This is a genomic window from Acidovorax sp. BoFeN1, assembly GCF_003345135.1.
GTDB lineage: Bacteria > Pseudomonadota > Gammaproteobacteria > Burkholderiales > Burkholderiaceae_C > Acidovorax > Acidovorax defluvii.
This window is the reverse complement of the sequence record NZ_QOZT01000034.1, coordinates 20,058-35,411: the sequence shown is the minus strand read 5'-3', so window position 1 is coordinate 35,411 and position 15,354 is coordinate 20,058. Positions and strand designations below refer to the sequence as shown.

The window sequence follows — 15,354 nt, the reverse complement described above, 5'->3', positions numbered from 1 at the left end:
CTCGCGAGCCTGCGCATGGGCCTTTGACGGGTCATAGCCCGCTTCGCTGACATTTCGCGAGAGTTCCCGCCCGATGGTGCTGCGGTGGCGACCAAGGTGCCCAGCGATGGCTGCAATGCCTATCCCTAGGCTGCACAGTGCGTGGATTTGGTATCGTTCTTCTCGGGTCAAGTGTGTGTAGTTCAAAGTGCTTTCCTTTGCGACTGGCCGGTCAACAAGAGAGCATCCTATGCACTCTTGGCCCAACCTATTGCTTGGTGCACTTCGTTCTGGAATCCGCCGCATAAAAGTCAGCGGGCAGGCATTGCGGCCCTTGCGTGCGCGCAGCGCGCCGCATAATGCGCCCACACGGCCCGGCAGGCTTGCCGTGGCGGCCATCAGGTCCGCAAGCCGAGGCCAACCCATCTACCCACCAGGAGACCCCAGCCCATGGCCCACAACGTGCTCGCCGTTTACCCCGGAACTTTCGACCCCATCACCCTGGGGCATGAAGACCTGGTGCGCCGTGCGGCGCAACTGTTTGACCGGGTGATAGTGGCCGTGGCCATGGCCCACCACAAAAAGACCCTTTTCAACCTGGACGAGCGCATGGACATGGCGCGCGCGGCCCTGCGCGACTGCCCGCAGGTGAGCGTAGAGCCCTTCGATGGCCTGGTGACCGAGTTCACCGCTGCGCGCGGCGGCACGGCCATGCTGCGCGGCCTGCGCTCGGGCACCGATTTCGACTACGAATTCCAGCTGGCGGGCATGAACCGCGCGCTGGTGCCGCACATCGAGACGGTGTTCCTCACACCCAGCAGCCAGCACCAGTTCATCAGCAGCACGCTGGTGCGCGAAATTGCCACGCTGGGTGGCGATGTGGCGCAGTTTGTCTCGCCTGTGGTGCATGAGCGCCTGATGCACAAGCTCCAGCGCGCAGCATCGGCCTGAGTCTCAGCCTGCGGGGGCCTGCACCAGGTCGTGCACAAACCGCAGCTTGCCCATGGCGCCAGATGACAGTGCAAAAGGGTAGGCGTCGTTCTGCCCCAGGCTGCGGTTCAGGCTGTTGAGCATCAGGGTCAGGGGCACCCACTGGCGCACCATGTCGTCAAACGACGGGCGCGGGTTGGCGAAGGGGTCGGTCACCTGGTGGTGCTGGGCGGCGTTCGGGTCGGGCACGGTCACGCTGGTCTGGTAGCTGGCCGCGGTTTCGAGCAGGTCCACCATGTGCAGGTAATGCGCCCAGGTTTCGGCCCAGTCTTCCCAGGGGTGCGACGCGGCGTAGCTGCTCACATGGTGCTGGCGCCAGTCGCCCAGGTCGTTGCCTCTGGCGTAGTGGGCGCTCAAGGCGGCGGCGTAATCAAGGCGCTCGTCGCCAAACACGCTGCGAAAGGCCTCCAGGCGGTGGCCGTCGCGCACCAGCTGGTCCCAGTAGAAGTGGCCCGATTCGTGGCGCAGGTGGCCGATGAGGGTGCGGTAGGGCTCGCCCAGCGCCACACGCCGCTGTGCGCGCTCGCCGTCGTCGGCTTCTGCCACATTGAGGGTGATGGTGCCGCCGTGGTGGCCCGTGAGGATGGGCGGCCCACCAGGCCAGTCGGCCAGAAACTCGAACACCGGCCCGGCCCGGCCCGGCGCGGGCTCCAGTCCCAGGCGTGCGAGGGTGTAGAAAAGCTGGCGCTTGGCCGATTCAATCTGCTTCCAGCGGCCCAGGTTGGCGGGCTCGGAGAGGTCGGGCAGCACGCGCGTTTGCCGGCATGAAGCACACAGCGGCGAAAAATCGTTGGCTGGCACGGCAAAGTTGCAGGCGTCGTAGGCGGTGCGGTTGCCGCACATGCGATAGAGCCGGCCGCTGTAGTCGGCACTGCCGCGGTGTCCCATCCTGCGCCACAGGTCCGGCCCGTCTTGCGATGCAGGGGCCAGCGCCGCCATGGTGAACAGGTCGGGCACAAAGGCGAGCGTGCTGCCGCAGTGCAGGCACTGCACGCTGTCAAAAAAAACCAGATGACCGCAATGGTCGCAATTGAATACCCGCATGGTGGTGCAGCTTAACCCCTGCGAACAAGCGCGGGGCGGGCCAAACAGGCAAAGATCGTAAAGAGGGAGGCGCGAGGCAGCGGGACACAAAGAAAAAGGGCACAAGCGCCGGATGTGTGTCCGGCGCTTGTGCCCTTTATCAACCTCACCGCTGCGGCAGGGCTTGCGCCGTTGCCGAGAGCGACGGGCGTCAACGCTCAGGGGCGCACAACGATGCTGTTGCGTACTTCCTTGACGTTCTTGGTGCTGCGTGCAATGGCTTCAGCCTGGTTCTTTTCGGCTTGCGATTTTGCAAAACCCGACAGCTGGACCGTGCCGTTCAGCGTTTCAACGCTGATGGAAGTGGCCGCCACCGTCTTGTCTTCTGCCATCTTGGCCTTGACGGCGGTGGTGATGCCTGCGTCGTCTACATAGGCGCCAAGGGTTTCTTGGTTGCGCGCAACGGCGCAGCCGGTGGCGGTGACAACGGTGATGGCTGCAGCTGCTGCAAAGGCAAGGGCGCGTGCGTATTTCATGGTGTATTCCTTCATTGAGTTGGGGCGCGGGTGCTAGGGAAAATCACAGTCTGCCGGTTTATTGCACCCTCCGTAACCGGCTGGCTGTTGTGGTGCTGGAAGCGAGGGCTAAGCTTCCAGCAAATCCTTGAGTTCGTCGGCATGTTCTTCTTCGTCGGCCAGTATGCCTTCGAGCATGCGTCTGGTGGTCGGGTCTTTGTCGCCAATCAGTGCAATCATCTGGCGATAGGCCTCCACGGCGATCCGCTCGGCCACCAGGTTGGCTTTCACCATGGCCTTGAGGTCTGACGAGGTGTCGTAAGCGGCATGGCTACGGGCCAGCAACGTGTCGGGCGAAAAGTCCGGCTCACCGCCCAGTTGCACAATGCGCCGGGCAATCAGGTCGGCGTGGGCCGTTTCCTCATTGGCATGCACCATGAACTCCGCTGCAATGGCGGGCGACGACATACCATGAGCGGTGAAGTGGTGGCGCTTGTAGCGCAGCACGCACACCAGCTCGGTTGCCAGGGCATCGTTGAGCAGGCGCACGATGTCATCGCGATGCTGGCGGAAAGCTGGCGTGACAGCCCCCTCGTCGAGGTGGCTCGAACCCGCGGCCTTGAGGGCCTTCTCGTCGAGCGTCATGCCCGAGGCATGTGGGGCTAGCTGGCTGATCGTATTCATGGGGGCACCTTCAACGTGGGCAACAGCGCTGCGATGGATCAGGAATTGCGGCGACGGGACAACGCCAGCAACGCAGCTGCCACAACGGCACCCGCAGCGGCGGCAATGGCCACCGACTTGCCCGGTTGCTGCACCACGTAACGCGTGGTGGCGTCGGCGGCATGTTGAACCTGGCGGCGTGCGCGGGCGCCGGTGTCGGCGCAAAAATCGATGCTGCGCGCAGCCAGGTCCTGGGCGCGGGTGGCCAGGTCGTCGATCACCGGGCTGGCTTCGCGGCGCAGGTGGCGCACGCCGGTCTCGGCCTTGTCCAGGGATTCATTGGCAACGTCCCGCGTGCTCTGCACGGCGTCCTGGGCGCTTTGCAGCACGTTGTTTGCCAGATTGCGGGCGTTGTCTGCTACTTTGTCGGTGGTGGACTGGATACTCATGGAAATTCTCCGGAAAAAATGGGGTGTTTAGCGCGTGGCGTCAAAGGAAGTGGCAGGCAGGATGGAAGGGGTCAACCCTTTTTCATCAGGCCCAGCACAAAGGTCACGATGGCCATGATCACGAACACAAAGAACAGGATCTTGGCAATGCCAACGGCGCCTGCCGCAATGCCACCAAAGCCGAACACGGCGGCGATGAGTGCGATGACCAGAAAGACAACGGCGTAATGCAGCATTTCCATCTCCTTATGGGGCCGGTGGTACCGGCAGTTGGTTGGCGCCAGAAAATTCAGCGCCTGAGATGTACTGTAGGCAACACCGCCCGCCCTGAATGCCGGTGGCTGGCGCGGCCCCGTGTCAGCGCATGGATGGCCGGCTTGTAGGACGTCACCGATGGTCCGGCCACGGTTGGAGCCCCCGCACGGATGTGCAGGGCGGGGAGTCAGCAGTTCGTTGTGCGCGGTTGGCTCAGCGCGGCTTGGGCAGAACTGCCGATATCAGCGTGCCACTGTCGGCGCTCGAAGTGATGGTCAGACGTCCGCCTGCGGCTTCTACCCGGTGGCGCATGCCGGCCAGCCCGTGCGACGTGGGGCCTACGCCCGCCGGGTCGAAGCCCGCGCCATCGTCGCGCACCTGCACCGCCACATGGGTGGGGTAGCCGTGCACGGTCACCAGCACCTTTTTTGCCTTGGCGTATTTGCTGATGTTGGTGAGGGCCTCTTGCACCAGCCGGTAGACCGTGAGCTGGGTGGCCTCTGTCAGCTCTACAGCCTCCAGATTGGTCTCGACCTCGATGCCGGCACCCTCGGCATGTTCGCGGGTCAGGATCTCAAGGGCTGCCGTCAGCCCCAGGTTGGACAGCGAGGAGGGGCGCAGGTCTTCGATGATGCGGCGCTTGAGGGCAATGCCACTGTTGAGCGTTTCGTTCAGGTGCTTGAGGCGTTCGGCAATGTCGGGCGCCTGGTGATCGATCTTGGACTTGAGCCGGGCCACGTCGAGCTTGGCAGAGGTCAGCAAGGCACCCAGTTCGTCGTGCAACTCACGCGCAAGGAAGCCGCGCTCGTCTTCGCGCACCTGCTGCAGATGGCTGGCCAGTTCGGACAGCGACGCGGTGCGCTCGCGCACCAGGCCTTCCAGCCGCTCACGCTCATGCTCCAGCACATCCTGTTCGCGCTGGCTGATCTGTTGCAGGGTGCGTGCCTGGCGCAGGTACATGTAAAACGCCAGCAGTCCGATGGCCGTCACGGTGGCAATGCCGATGCGCGACAGCATGAGCGATTGCACAATCTGGCTTTGGTGTTCCTGGATCTTGCGGCTGCTGCGTTCGATCAGCGTGTGGGTCAGCTGGCGGATGGAGTCCATGTGTTCCCGTCCCACGTCGGTGAAGAGAATGAACTTCCATGCATCTTCGTTGCCCTGCCGGCGCAGGCGCAGGCTCAGTTCCATTTCGGCCAGCTTGCGCGATACCGCCAGTGCCAAAAGGGCAAACTGCTGCAGGTCTTCTGTTGAATGCAGATACTGGGTGTGCAACTCTTCCAGGTTGGTTTTCACCGTGATGACGGCCTTGTCGTAGGGCTCCAGATATCCTTCATTGCCAGTCAGAAGATAACCGCGCTGGCCCGTTTCTGCGTCCAGCATGCTTTGCAGCAGGCGGTTGGCTGCATTGCGGGTTTGCTGCCCGTGGCTCATGGCCTGAACAGCATCCTGGGAGCGTTTGTGCCCCACTTCGTTGATGCCAATGAGCAGCAGTGCGGCCAGCAGGGCGAATGGCAGGCTGATGGCCATCGAACGGCTTTTGCGGAGCCAGTGCCAAGAGTGATCTTTGAGGGTCATGCGGGATATTCGGATAATGGCGGTGAACTGCTACGCTGTCGCCTGTGGTGTGCAAGGTCGGGCGGTGCAGCACAGGGCAGCGCACGCGTGTGCAACAACAACGACCCCGGAGTGGCTTGTCCATCTCCTGAAAGAGGCTAAATGATCAAGATAGGCATTGTGGATGACCATGCGATTGTCCGTACCGGGCTGCGGCAGTTTCTGTCGGAACATGTGGACTTGCGCGTGGAGGGCGAGGCAGGCAATGGACGCGAAGCCATCGATCTCGTGCGCAACCATGAAATTGACGTGTTGCTGATGGATCTGTCCATGCCCGGCCAGAGCGGGCTGGATGCGCTGGCCATGCTGCGTGCCAAGGCGCCCGACATGGGCATTCTGATACTGAGCGGCTATCCCGAAGAGCATTACGCCATCAACCTGATCCGCCAGGGCGCCAGTGGCTACCTCAACAAGGAGTGCGAGCCCTTCGAGATCGTCGAGGCCATTCGCACCATCGCGCTGGGGCGGCGTTATCTCACGCCTGCCGTGGCCGAGCTGCTGGCGCAGCAACTCAATCGCAAGGACGATGCGCCGCCACACGAGCAGTTGTCTGAGCGGGAATTCCAGGTGTTTTTGAAGCTGGCCAAGGGCGAAACGGCTGGCGATATCGCCAAGGCCTTGTCGCTGAGTGTGAAGACCGTCAGCACCTACCGCACGCGGCTCATGGAAAAAATGGCCCTTTCGTCCAATAGCGATCTGACCTATTACGCGCTGAAAAACCGGCTGATCGACTGACAGGCGGGGCCTGTGCCCCCGGCAGCGCTTTGGCAGCGCCTTGTCAGGGGTGCCCCGGCACAGTCTGTGCAGGGCGAGGGGCGTCACGGCGCGTCCGGTCCAGGCGTTGGGGCACAATCTGACGCCTTGCTGCTGTGCTCGATGCAATAGTCCACCAGGGCATCGATTTCATTGGATTTGTCAAAGACCGCATCGACACCCAGTTGCGCGCAGCGCATACGCACATCGGGAGTGGCGTAGTTGCTCAGCACCACCATTTTCTGGCCAGGTTCGCGTGCGCGGCAGGCAGCCAGCACGCCAAGGCCGCTGCCCTGGCGAAGAAAAAGATCCACGATCGCCAAGTCCCACTGTCCGCTGTGGGCCATCAGCCACTCCTTGCCTTCATCTTCGGTGGCGGCGACACCTACGGCTTCTACACACGCCAGTTCTTCCAGTGCGTCAATCAGATTCGCCCGGATCGTGGCGTTGTCTTCAACAATATAGGTACGGAGTTTCACAGCCTGATCCATGGGGTGCGACCGGTGCAAAGGTGCGAAGGCCGAGCCTTGAATTTAACGGGGTCGATGGGTGGATTCTGCCAGCCGTTACACGTTGTAGCCGTAGGACGTTTCTTACTTCACGGCCGAGCACACCGGGCAATCCGGGTGCCGCTTCAGGTGCATGGTGTTCCATTCCATGGCGCGGCCATCCAGCATGAGCAGGCGGCCCGCCAGCGACGGGCCTGCGCCAGACACCCACTTCAGCGCTTCGGCTGCCTGCATGGCGCCCACCACGCCCACCAGCGGTGCAAACACCCCCATGGTTGAGCACTGCACCTCTTCGAATACCGCGTCGGGTGGGAACACGCAGGCATAGCAGGGCGATGCCGCATCGCGGGGGTCTACCACGGTGATCTGACCGTCAAAGCGGATCACCGCCCCGGCCACCAGGGGCTTGCCATGCCGCACACAGGCAGCGTTGACCGCGTGGCGCGTGGCGTAGTTGTCGCTGCAGTCGAGCACCACGGTGGCCTGGGGCACCAGGGTGTCGAGCAGTGCGGCATCGGCGCGTGCCTGCAGGGCCGTGACCTGAACCTCGGGATTGATCGCCGTGATGGCCTGCGCGGCCGACACCACCTTGGGCTGCCCCACCCGGGCGGTGGTGTGGGCGATCTGGCGCTGAAGATTGGTGAGATCGACCACATCGTTATCGACCAGTGTGATGTGTCCGACGCCCGCAGATCCCAGAAACAGTGCTGCCGGCGAGCCCAGCCCGCCCGCCCCGATGATCAGCGCATGGCTGGCCAGAATGCGCTCTTGCCCCTCGATGCCCACTTCGTCGAGCAGGATGTGGCGGGAGTAGCGCAGGAGCTGGTCGTCGGTCATGGCAGGTATGTTGGGGCGTAGCGCGTGAAAAAGGCCGGGCTTCCTGGGAAGCCCGGCCTCGGTGGGACGATCACTGTCTCAGTTTTCTTTCTTTTCTTCCTTGCGTTCGGTCAGCGTCTTGCTGACCAGCACGGGACGGCCCTTGAACTGGTTCAGGGCTTGCGTCAGCTGGAAGTCCTTGTCGGTGCCGAACTCGGGGATCTTGCGCTCAGCCATGGGCTTCTTGGCTTCTTCTTCCAGGCGCTTGCGGGCTTCTTCGCGGGCCTTTTCGCGGGCCTCGTCCTTTTGCTCCTCGCCCTGGCCACTGCCCAGGTGCTTGTCCAGGTCGGCCTCGCGCATGCGCAGGGCGGCAAACACATTGCCTTCTTCCGACTCGTCGATCATCACGTCGGGCACGATGCCCTTGGCCTGGATCGACTTGCCGCTGGGCGTGTAATAGCGGGCCGTGGTCAGCTTGAGGCCGGTGTCCGGCCCCAGTGGGCGCACGGTCTGCACCGAACCCTTGCCAAAGGTCTGGCTGCCCATGATGGTGGCACGCTTGTGGTCCTGCAATGCGCCGGCCACGATTTCGCTGGCGGATGCCGAGCCCTCGTTGACCAGCACGATCAGCGGCACTGTCTTGAGCGCTGCAGGCAGCCGCTTGAGCGGGTCGCCGCTGCCGCGGCGCTGGTAGAACTCGGGCGCAGCCTTGTAGGTTGCCTTGCTTTCGGCCAGCTGGCCGTCGGTGCTGACCACCGTGACGTTGGCTGGCAGGAACGCCGCCGAGATGGCGACGGCCGCATCCAGCAGGCCACCGGGGTCGTTGCGCAGATCGAGCACCAAGCCCTTGAGCTGCGGATCTTGCTTGTAGATTTCCTCGACCTTGCGCACAAAGTCATCCACCGTGCGTTCCTGGAACTGCGAGAGCCGAACCCAGCCATAGCCCGGCTCGATGAGCTTGCCCTTGACCGACTGGGTCTTGATTTCTTCGCGCGTGATGGTGACGGGGAAGGTCCGGCTTTCGTCCTTGCGCAGGATGGTGAGCGTGACCTTGGTGTTGGGCTCGCCGCGCATTTTCTTGACGGCGTCGTTGAGTGACAGCCCCTTGACGGCGGTTTCGTCGATCTTGGTGATCAGGTCGTTGGTCTTGAGCCCGGCGCGAAAGGCGGGGGAGCCCTCGATGGGCGAGACGATCTTGATCAGCCCGTCTTCCTGCGTGATCTCGATGCCCACGCCGACAAACCGGCCCGAGGTGCCTTCACGAAATTCCTTGAAGGATTTCTTGTCGAAATACTGGGAGTGGGGGTCCAGGCTGGCCACCATGCCGGAAATGGCGTCGGTGATCAGCTTTTTGTCATCCACGGGTTCGACATAGTCGGTCTTGACCAGGCCAAACACGGCGGAAAGCTGCTGGATCTCTTCGAGCGGAAGAGGCGTCATGGCGCCGCGCGCCACCGTCTGCAGGGACACCGTGGTCAGCGCTCCTGCTACCACGCCGATCGATACCCACCCTGCAATTTTGAGTTTGTGGCCCATAGAACACCTTTACCGCTTCATTTCAATATACAACTTGGAAGGGCCGCGCCCGCTGCGGTTCCGCGCGGGTGCTCACTTTCGCAGGATTTTTCGGGTTTTGGCCCGGCTTTACGCCGACTTTACGCTTTACCCTGCGACGCTACGGCGGCGGCGGCACGGGCAGCAGCCTCGGCATCGCCCAGATAGTAGTGGCGGATGGGCTTGAGGTCGTCGTCGAGCTCGTATACCAGTGGAATACCGTTGGGAATATTCAGTTCCACGATGTCATGATCGGAGATGTTGTCCAGGTATTTGACCAGCGCCCGGATGGAATTGCCGTGGGCGGCAACCACCACCCGCTGGCCCGAGCGAATGGCGGGTGCAAGGGTGTCATTCCAGTAGGGCAGCACGCGCGCCACGGTGTCCTTCAGGCATTCGGTCAGGGGGACGTCCTGTGGGTTCATGCCGGCATAACGCGGGTCGCCGCGTTCGCAGCGTGGGTCGGTGGCTTCCAGGGCTGGTGGCGGCGTGTCATAGCTGCGGCGCCACACCAGCACCTGTGCGTCGCCATATTGCTTGGCTGTTTCGCCCTTGTTCAGGCCCTGCAGGGCGCCATAGTGACGCTCGTTCAGGCGCCAGCTTTTTTGCACTGGCAGCCAGGTGCGGTCCATCTCGTCAAGGCAATACCACAGCGTGTGAATGGCGCGCTTGAGCACGCTGGTGAAGGCGACGTCGAATTCGTAGCCCTCGGCCTTGAGCAGTTTGCCTGCGGACATGGCCTGCGACACCCCGGTGGGCGTGAGGTCAACGTCTGTCCAGCCGGTGAAGCGGTTTTCAAGGTTCCAGGTGGATTCGCCGTGTCGGATCAGAACGAGTTTGTGCATGGTGTCCCTAGGGAAAGCGGGTCAAAACCATACATTTTAGAATCGTGCGGTTTGCCAACCCAAGGAATCTTCGTGAAATTCGTTATCGACAACTGGTATTTGATCCTCGTAGCACTTGCATCGGGCGCCATGTTGCTGTGGCCGCTGCTCAAAAGTGCCAGTGGTGGTTCGCTCACGCCTGTGCGTGCCGTGCAGCTGATCAACCGGGAAAAAGCCGTGGTTATCGACGTGTGCGAGACCGAAGAGTTTGCTGCTGGCCATGTGGGCGGCGCCAAGAATGTGCCTCTGGGCCAGCTCGAAGAGCGTCTGCCCGCGCTGGTGAAGAACAAGGCCTTGCCCTTGGTGCTGGTGTGCGCCAGTGGCGCACGCGCCAACCGCGCCGTGGCCATGGCGAAAAAACTCGGTTACGACAACGCCCAGGCCATGGCCGGCGGCCTCAAGGCCTGGCGTGAGGCCAGCCTGCCGGTAGAAAAGTCCTGAAACGGCCCCAGCTACAGGCAAGACCCTCTTTTTTCCCCGAATTTCCGAAAGGTCGCCCATGCAACCCGTGAAGATGTACACCACCGCTGTCTGCCCTTATTGCACCCGGGCCAAGCAGATACTTAAATCCAAGGGCGTGGAGCAGATCGAAGAGATCCGCATCGACACCGACCCCGCCGCTCGCAATCACATGATGGAGATCACCGGGCGCCGCACGGTGCCGCAGATCTTCATTGGTGACACCCATGTGGGTGGGCACGACGACCTGGTGGCGCTGGATGGCCGTGGCGGGCTCATGCCCCTGCTGGGCGCAGCCTGACCATCCCCGTGGGCGCTGCATAATGCAGCCCCATGTGCCCGCTGTGGGAGCTGCTCCCCGGCGGGTTTTGTTTTGCTGAAACCCCGTTTGCAAAAGAGACTTTTCAACCATGGCCGACCAAGAAAACCCCGTGTTCCAGATTCAGCGCGTCTACCTCAAGGACATGTCGCTGGAGCAGCCCAATTCGCCCGGCATCCTGCTCGAACAAGAGCAGCCCAGCGTGGACATCCAGCTCGGTGTGGAAGCCACGCCCGTGGCCGAAGGCATCTTTGAAGTGGCCGTGACCGCCACGGTGCAGACCAAGATCAAGGACAAGACCGTGTTTCTGGTCGAAGCCAAGCAGGCCGGCATTTTTGAAATCCGCAACATCCCCGAAGACCAGATGGGCGCCATCATGGGCATTGCCTGCCCGCAGATCGTCTACCCCTACCTGCGCGGCAATGTGGCCGACATCGTCAACCGCGCTGGCTTCCCGCCCGTGCACCTGGCAGAAATCAACTTCCAGGCCATGTACGAGCAGCAGCAGGCCCAGGCCGCTGGCGAACCTTCGCCCATCATCACGCAGTGATGCAGGTCAGAGGTCTTTTAGAGCCTGCTCAACGTCTTATTGGAGTCGCACAAGTACCCTGCCGGGATGGGGTGCAAGGCGCGGAGCGCAGTGGATAGCCCGGCTATCCACAAGCGCCGCAACGCCGCAGACCGCCCGGCAAGGCACTTGCCCGAAGGGTTGGAGTGAAATCGGGCGATTGCACGCCCCGGCTGCTTGCATGGGCACGAGCCCATGCGGCCCATCCGAGGCTTGCACTCATCCCGATTGCACTCCAATGCGATCTCCAAAAAGACGTTGAGCAGGCTCTTAGGCCTCTGGCGCTTTATCTATAAGCGCAAGCAGCTATGAAAATAGTAGTACTTGGTGCCGGTGCCTGGGGCACGGCGCTGGCCATGGGGGCCGCCCGGCAAACGGGCGGACACGCCGTCACGTTGTGGGCGCGCGATGGCCAGCAGGTGGCTGACATGCTGGCGCGGCGGCAAAACGCGCGCTACCTGCCGGGCGTTGATTTCCCGGCAGCGCTTGCGGTGTCGGGTGCAGACCCTTTGGTACTGGCGCGCGCTGCCGACCTGGTCATCGTGGCTACGCCCATGGCGGCGCTGCGCAGCATGCTGCTGGCCCTGCGCGGCTGCACGGCACCCGTGGCCTGGTTGTGCAAGGGCTTCGAGGCGGTGGCACCGGCCGATTCTGGTTCTTTTGGGCTGCTGGCGCACGAGGTGTGTGCGCAGGTAGCTCCTGATTTGATAGCTGGCGTGCTCAGCGGCCCCAGCTTTGCACAAGAAGTGGCCCGCGGCCAGCCCACGGCGCTCGTGGCGGCCAGTCGGCATGCGTCGGTGCGCGATGCCCTGGTGGCCGCCTTCCACAGCCCTAGCTTGCGGGTGTATGCCAACGACGACATCGTGGGCGTGGAAGTGGGCGGCGCGGTAAAAAACGTGCTGGCCATTGCCACCGGCCTGTGCGATGGGCTGAACCTGGGGCTGAACGCCCGGGCGGCCCTCATCACGCGCGGCCTGGCCGAGATGACACGCCTGGGGGTTGCGCTGGGCGCGCGGCCGGACACCTTCATGGGACTGTCGGGCATGGGCGATCTGGTGCTGACGGCCACCGGCGACCTGTCGCGCAACCGCCGCGTGGGCTTGCTGCTGGCGCAAGGCCAGAGCCTGCAACAGGCGGTCGATTCTTTGGGCCATGTGGCCGAAGGCGTGTACTGTGCCCGCACCGTGGCCCAGCGTGCGGCGGGGCTGGGTGTGGACATGCCGATCACCGAGGCGGTGGTGGCACTGCTCGATGGCCGTCTGGCCCCGGCCGATGCTGTGGGGCGGTTGATGGGGCGCGACCCCGGCTCCGAGCTTCGCTAGCCCGGCGGGCAGGGCGCTTCGGCGCGGAGCCCCTGTGCGGGGTCAGAAAACCCCGAACAGAAAGAGCAGCAGCACCACCGACAACGGAACTCCGAGCAACCACAAGATAACGGGCATGGCAATCTCCTTGAAAAAGTGATGCCTTGACCTTATCGCCGCGTGCCCGCGCTGCCTGTGCGCATGTGCTGCGCGGTGGCGTAGGCCTGTGCCTACCCGCGGCGCGCCCAGCGATGCCCGCGCGGACTGATTTACAGACCCAGTTCCAGCGCCAGCAGTTCTTCCACCGTCTGGCGGCGGCGGATCAGGCGGGCGTGGCCGCCATCGACCAGCACCTCGGCAATCAGGGGCCGGGTGTTGTAGTTGGAGGACATCGAGGCGCCATAAGCGCCCGCGTCGTGGATGACCAGCAGGTCGCCCACCTGCGCATCCGGCAGGTTGCGCGGCAGCACCACACCGCCGTCGCCCTGCGTGAACACGTCGCCCGATTCGCACAGCGGCCCCGCCACCACGCTGGGCCGGTCGGCCGCGGTGCTGCCGTCGCGGCGCAGCACGCTCATGGTGTGGTAGCTGCCGTACATGGAGGGGCGCATCAGCTCGTTGAAGCCGGTGTCGAGCAGCATGAAATGGTTGTTGCCCGCATCCTTGGTGGCGCGCACCTCGCCCAGCAGCACGCCCGATTCGGCCACCAGATAGCGGCCTGGCTCGATCTCCAGGCCCAGCGGGTGCCGCACGATGGCCTCGGCCTGCTGGCGCGCGGCATCCCACAGGCCGTGGTAGTGCTGCGTGTCGATGACGGGCTCGCCATCGCGGTAGGGGATGGAAAGGCCGCCGCCAGCCGAGATGGCGTGCAGGTCGTGCCCTGCCGCATGCGTGGTGCGCACCAGCTCCACCATGGCGCCGCACACCTGCTCCAGGTGGCGGTAGTCCACGCCCGAGCCAATGTGCATGTGCAGCCCCACCAGCTTCAGCCCGCGCTGGCGGATGGCGGCCAGTGCGGCAGGCAGGTCGGTGTGCCAGATGCCGTGCTTGCTGTGCTCGCCGCCGGTGTTGGTCTTGTTGCTGTGGCCATGGCCAAAGCCGGGGTTGATGCGCAGCCACACTGCATGCCCTGGCGATGCCGCGCCCAGCTGGTGCAGCATGTCGATGGAGCCGGCGTTCACCGGCACGCCATGCTCGACCACACAGGCCAGCGTGGCGGCGTCGAACAGATCGGCCGTGAACACGATCTCGGAGCGCCCGTCGCCTTGCTGGCCCGCCTGGTAACCGGCAGCCAGCGCGCGCAGGATCTCGCCGCGCGACACTGCATCCACCATCACGCCCTGCGCGCGCATCAGCGCAAGGATGTGGATGTTGGAGCAGGCTTTTTGTGCAAAGCGGATGGTTTCAAAGTTGGACAGCTGCGCAATGCGCTGGCGGATGGTGGCGGCGTCATACACCCACAGCGGGGTGCCAAACTGGTCGGCCAGGGACCACAGTTGCGCGGGCGAGAAGGGGTTGGACATGGGGCGATCCGGGTGCAGGAAAAAAGCGCAATGGTGCGGCGGATCAACCATTTGATCCGAGGCTTTGAAGTTTACCGGGCATTCATTCTGGAGAGCGCGCTGTGCCCGCGCTTGCCCATAGCGCCAGCGCAGCCTGCGCACCACCCTGGCAGGCGCTGGGGTTAATGGGTTTGAATGAAATAGGGTTCTAGCCCTTATACAATAAGCGCTATCAGCTACAAAAATAATAGCTTTCGATGCCTGGTGCGCCAGCGCCAACGCCCCGATTCGACTGGGTTCAACGCCAAGGCCTGAGCGGCGGCGCTCAGAACTCCCGGTTGTCAATCAGCCGCGTGGCCCCCAGGCGCGCGGCGCCCAGGGCCACCAGCGTTCCGGGCGCATCCAGTGCGGTGGCGGGCTGCAGGTCGGCGCGGCGGCGCACCGTCAGGTAGTCGGGCAGCCAGCCGCGTGCACGCAGCTGGTCCAGTGCCTGCTGCTCCAGGTTGGCTGCCTGCAGCGTTCCAGCGGCGTGGGATGCGGCCCAGCGGTCAGACAGTTGCTGCAGCGCTTGCGATAGCGCCACGGCCTCTGCGCGCTCTTGCGGGCTCAGGTAGCCGTTGCGCGAGCTCAAGGCCAGGCCGTCGGGGGCGCGGCTGGTGTCGCCCGCCACCACGTCAATGGGCAGCGCAAACTGCCGCACCATCTGGCGGATCACCATGAGCTGCTGGTAGTCCTTGCGGCCAAACACCGCCGTGCCGCCGCCGCTGGCGCCAAACACGCAGCTGAACAGCTTCATCACCACCGTGGCCACGCCGATGAAGAAGCCGGGCCGGAACTGGCCTTCGAGCAGATCGGCCAGTTGCGGGTCGGGGTGCACCTTGAAGGTTTGTGGCTCGGGGTAGAGGTCGTTTTCGCGCGGGGCAAACAGCACGTCGCACCCGGCTGCCTGCAGCTTGGCGCAGTCGGCATCCCAGGTGCGGGGGTAGCTGTCAAAGTCTTCGTGGGGCAGAAACTGCAGGCGGTTCACAAAGATGCTGACCACGGTGGTGTCGCCCAGCGGCCGGGCCTGGTGCACCAGCGACAGGTGCCCCTCGTGCAGGTTTCCCATGGTGGGCACAAAGGCGGGGCGGCGGCCGGCGAGGGCGGCGCGCAGTTCGGGAATGGAGTGGGCGATGAGCATGGTTCTTGGTGGAAAAGG

The 15,354-nt window shown here is 63.7% G+C and carries 19 protein-coding genes; 6 read left to right on the top strand and 13 right to left on the bottom strand.

Features of this window, described 5'->3' with window-relative positions:
• Positions 1–186, bottom strand: a 186-nt coding sequence (locus tag DTW89_RS19385) for a helix-turn-helix domain-containing protein (RefSeq protein WP_161555634.1), incomplete at its 3' end; no start/stop codon positions are given.
• A gap of 243 nt (positions 187–429) precedes the next feature.
• Between DTW89_RS19385 and coaD the strand changes: the two genes are divergently transcribed.
• Positions 430–930: a pantetheine-phosphate adenylyltransferase gene (gene coaD / locus DTW89_RS09825; protein WP_114655805.1), complete on the top strand. Its 501-nt coding sequence runs from the start codon at positions 430–432 to the stop codon at positions 928–930.
• Between the two features lie 3 nt (positions 931–933).
• Here the strand turns inward: coaD and DTW89_RS09820 are convergent, their stop codons facing one another.
• The 6 genes from DTW89_RS09820 to DTW89_RS09795 all read right to left on the bottom strand — a co-directional run bounded on the left by DTW89_RS09820 (position 934) and on the right by DTW89_RS09795 (position 5,452).
• Positions 934–2,013, bottom strand: a complete 1,080-nt coding sequence (locus DTW89_RS09820; protein WP_114655804.1) for a zinc-binding metallopeptidase family protein — start codon at positions 2,011–2,013, stop codon at positions 934–936.
• A 197-nt stretch (positions 2,014–2,210) separates the two neighbouring features.
• A complete protein-coding gene (locus DTW89_RS09815; RefSeq protein WP_114655809.1) occupies positions 2,211–2,528 on the bottom strand; it encodes a BON domain-containing protein in 318 nt (105 codons plus the stop codon).
• Between the two features lie 108 nt (positions 2,529–2,636).
• Positions 2,637–3,191: a ferritin-like domain-containing protein gene (locus DTW89_RS09810; protein ID WP_114655803.1), complete on the bottom strand. Its 555-nt coding sequence runs from the start codon at positions 3,189–3,191 to the stop codon at positions 2,637–2,639.
• A 38-nt stretch (positions 3,192–3,229) separates the two neighbouring features.
• Positions 3,230–3,619 carry a hypothetical protein gene (locus DTW89_RS09805; protein WP_024816133.1) on the bottom strand — a complete coding sequence of 130 codons (390 nt, stop codon included), beginning with the start codon at positions 3,617–3,619 and terminating at the stop codon, positions 3,230–3,232.
• Between the two features lie 71 nt (positions 3,620–3,690).
• Positions 3,691–3,855 carry a DUF1328 domain-containing protein gene (locus DTW89_RS09800; protein WP_024816132.1) on the bottom strand — a complete coding sequence of 55 codons (165 nt, stop codon included), beginning with the start codon at positions 3,853–3,855 and terminating at the stop codon, positions 3,691–3,693.
• Between the two features lie 232 nt (positions 3,856–4,087).
• Positions 4,088–5,452: a sensor histidine kinase gene (locus tag DTW89_RS09795; RefSeq protein ID WP_114655802.1), complete on the bottom strand. Its 1,365-nt coding sequence runs from the start codon at positions 5,450–5,452 to the stop codon at positions 4,088–4,090.
• Positions 5,453–5,593: 141 nt separating this feature from the next.
• On the opposite strand from DTW89_RS09795, the gene DTW89_RS09790 reads away from it, so the two are divergent.
• Positions 5,594–6,226 (top strand): response regulator, encoded by a 633-nt coding sequence (locus DTW89_RS09790; protein ID WP_114655801.1) that lies wholly within the window; start codon positions 5,594–5,596, stop codon positions 6,224–6,226.
• 83 nt (positions 6,227–6,309) lie between these two features.
• Here DTW89_RS09790 and DTW89_RS09785 read toward each other — a convergent pair whose 3' ends face one another.
• The 4 genes from DTW89_RS09785 to gpmA all read right to left on the bottom strand — a co-directional run bounded on the left by DTW89_RS09785 (position 6,310) and on the right by gpmA (position 9,968).
• Positions 6,310–6,723: a response regulator gene (locus tag DTW89_RS09785; protein WP_024816129.1), complete on the bottom strand. Its 414-nt coding sequence runs from the start codon at positions 6,721–6,723 to the stop codon at positions 6,310–6,312.
• A gap of 114 nt (positions 6,724–6,837) precedes the next feature.
• A complete protein-coding gene (locus DTW89_RS09780; protein WP_114655800.1) occupies positions 6,838–7,590 on the bottom strand; it encodes a HesA/MoeB/ThiF family protein in 753 nt (250 codons plus the stop codon).
• Between the two features lie 78 nt (positions 7,591–7,668).
• Complete coding sequence (locus tag DTW89_RS09775; RefSeq protein WP_114655799.1) at positions 7,669–9,105, bottom strand: S41 family peptidase; 1,437 nt, start codon at positions 9,103–9,105, stop codon at positions 7,669–7,671.
• A 119-nt stretch (positions 9,106–9,224) separates the two neighbouring features.
• Complete coding sequence (gene gpmA / locus DTW89_RS09770; protein WP_024816126.1) at positions 9,225–9,968, bottom strand: 2,3-diphosphoglycerate-dependent phosphoglycerate mutase; 744 nt, start codon at positions 9,966–9,968, stop codon at positions 9,225–9,227.
• A gap of 72 nt (positions 9,969–10,040) precedes the next feature.
• On the opposite strand from gpmA, the gene DTW89_RS09765 reads away from it, so the two are divergent.
• From DTW89_RS09765 to DTW89_RS09745, 4 genes are all read left to right on the top strand, one after another.
• On the top strand, positions 10,041–10,448 hold the full coding sequence (locus DTW89_RS09765) for a rhodanese-like domain-containing protein (protein ID WP_114655798.1): 408 nt from the start codon (positions 10,041–10,043) through the stop codon (positions 10,446–10,448).
• A 58-nt stretch (positions 10,449–10,506) separates the two neighbouring features.
• Positions 10,507–10,767 carry a glutaredoxin 3 gene (grxC, locus tag DTW89_RS09760; RefSeq protein ID WP_111865752.1) on the top strand — a complete coding sequence of 87 codons (261 nt, stop codon included), beginning with the start codon at positions 10,507–10,509 and terminating at the stop codon, positions 10,765–10,767.
• Positions 10,768–10,876: 109 nt separating this feature from the next.
• The gene (secB, locus tag DTW89_RS09755) at positions 10,877–11,335 is read left to right on the top strand and encodes a protein-export chaperone SecB (protein WP_024816123.1); all 459 of its coding nucleotides are present in this window, start codon (positions 10,877–10,879) and stop codon (positions 11,333–11,335) included.
• A gap of 326 nt (positions 11,336–11,661) precedes the next feature.
• Positions 11,662–12,675 (top strand): NAD(P)H-dependent glycerol-3-phosphate dehydrogenase, encoded by a 1,014-nt coding sequence (locus DTW89_RS09745; RefSeq protein WP_114655797.1) that lies wholly within the window; start codon positions 11,662–11,664, stop codon positions 12,673–12,675.
• A gap of 248 nt (positions 12,676–12,923) precedes the next feature.
• On the opposite strand, the gene lysA is transcribed toward DTW89_RS09745, so the two are convergent.
• Together lysA and panC are read right to left on the bottom strand one after the other, a co-directional pair.
• Positions 12,924–14,177: a diaminopimelate decarboxylase gene (lysA, locus tag DTW89_RS09740; protein ID WP_114655796.1), complete on the bottom strand. Its 1,254-nt coding sequence runs from the start codon at positions 14,175–14,177 to the stop codon at positions 12,924–12,926.
• A gap of 304 nt (positions 14,178–14,481) precedes the next feature.
• Positions 14,482–15,336 (bottom strand): pantoate--beta-alanine ligase, encoded by an 855-nt coding sequence (gene panC, locus DTW89_RS09735; protein WP_114655795.1) that lies wholly within the window; start codon positions 15,334–15,336, stop codon positions 14,482–14,484.
• Positions 15,337–15,354: the final 18 nt, after the last annotated feature.

Bases quoted from the DNA above. Each gene is read 5' to 3' on its own strand.
- coaD (WP_114655805.1), top strand. From the start codon at position 430: ATGGCCCACAACGTGCTCGCCGTTTACCCCGGAACTTTCGACCCCATC.
- DTW89_RS09820 (WP_114655804.1), bottom strand. From the start codon at position 2,013: ATGCGGGTATTCAATTGCGACCATTGCGGTCATCTGGTTTTTTTTGAC.
- DTW89_RS09815 (WP_114655809.1), bottom strand. From the start codon at position 2,528: ATGAAATACGCACGCGCCCTTGCCTTTGCAGCAGCTGCAGCCATCACC.
- DTW89_RS09810 (WP_114655803.1), bottom strand. From the start codon at position 3,191: ATGAATACGATCAGCCAGCTAGCCCCACATGCCTCGGGCATGACGCTC.
- DTW89_RS09805 (WP_024816133.1), bottom strand. From the start codon at position 3,619: ATGAGTATCCAGTCCACCACCGACAAAGTAGCAGACAACGCCCGCAAT.
- DTW89_RS09800 (WP_024816132.1), bottom strand. From the start codon at position 3,855: ATGCTGCATTACGCCGTTGTCTTTCTGGTCATCGCACTCATCGCCGCC.
- DTW89_RS09795 (WP_114655802.1), bottom strand. From the start codon at position 5,452: ATGACCCTCAAAGATCACTCTTGGCACTGGCTCCGCAAAAGCCGTTCG.
- DTW89_RS09790 (WP_114655801.1), top strand. From the start codon at position 5,594: ATGATCAAGATAGGCATTGTGGATGACCATGCGATTGTCCGTACCGGG.
- DTW89_RS09780 (WP_114655800.1), bottom strand. From the start codon at position 7,590: ATGACCGACGACCAGCTCCTGCGCTACTCCCGCCACATCCTGCTCGAC.
- DTW89_RS09775 (WP_114655799.1), bottom strand. From the start codon at position 9,105: ATGGGCCACAAACTCAAAATTGCAGGGTGGGTATCGATCGGCGTGGTA.
- gpmA (WP_024816126.1), bottom strand. From the start codon at position 9,968: ATGCACAAACTCGTTCTGATCCGACACGGCGAATCCACCTGGAACCTT.
- grxC (WP_111865752.1), top strand. From the start codon at position 10,507: ATGCAACCCGTGAAGATGTACACCACCGCTGTCTGCCCTTATTGCACC.
- secB (WP_024816123.1), top strand. From the start codon at position 10,877: ATGGCCGACCAAGAAAACCCCGTGTTCCAGATTCAGCGCGTCTACCTC.
- DTW89_RS09745 (WP_114655797.1), top strand. From the start codon at position 11,662: ATGAAAATAGTAGTACTTGGTGCCGGTGCCTGGGGCACGGCGCTGGCC.
- lysA (WP_114655796.1), bottom strand. From the start codon at position 14,177: ATGTCCAACCCCTTCTCGCCCGCGCAACTGTGGTCCCTGGCCGACCAG.
- panC (WP_114655795.1), bottom strand. From the start codon at position 15,336: ATGCTCATCGCCCACTCCATTCCCGAACTGCGCGCCGCCCTCGCCGGC.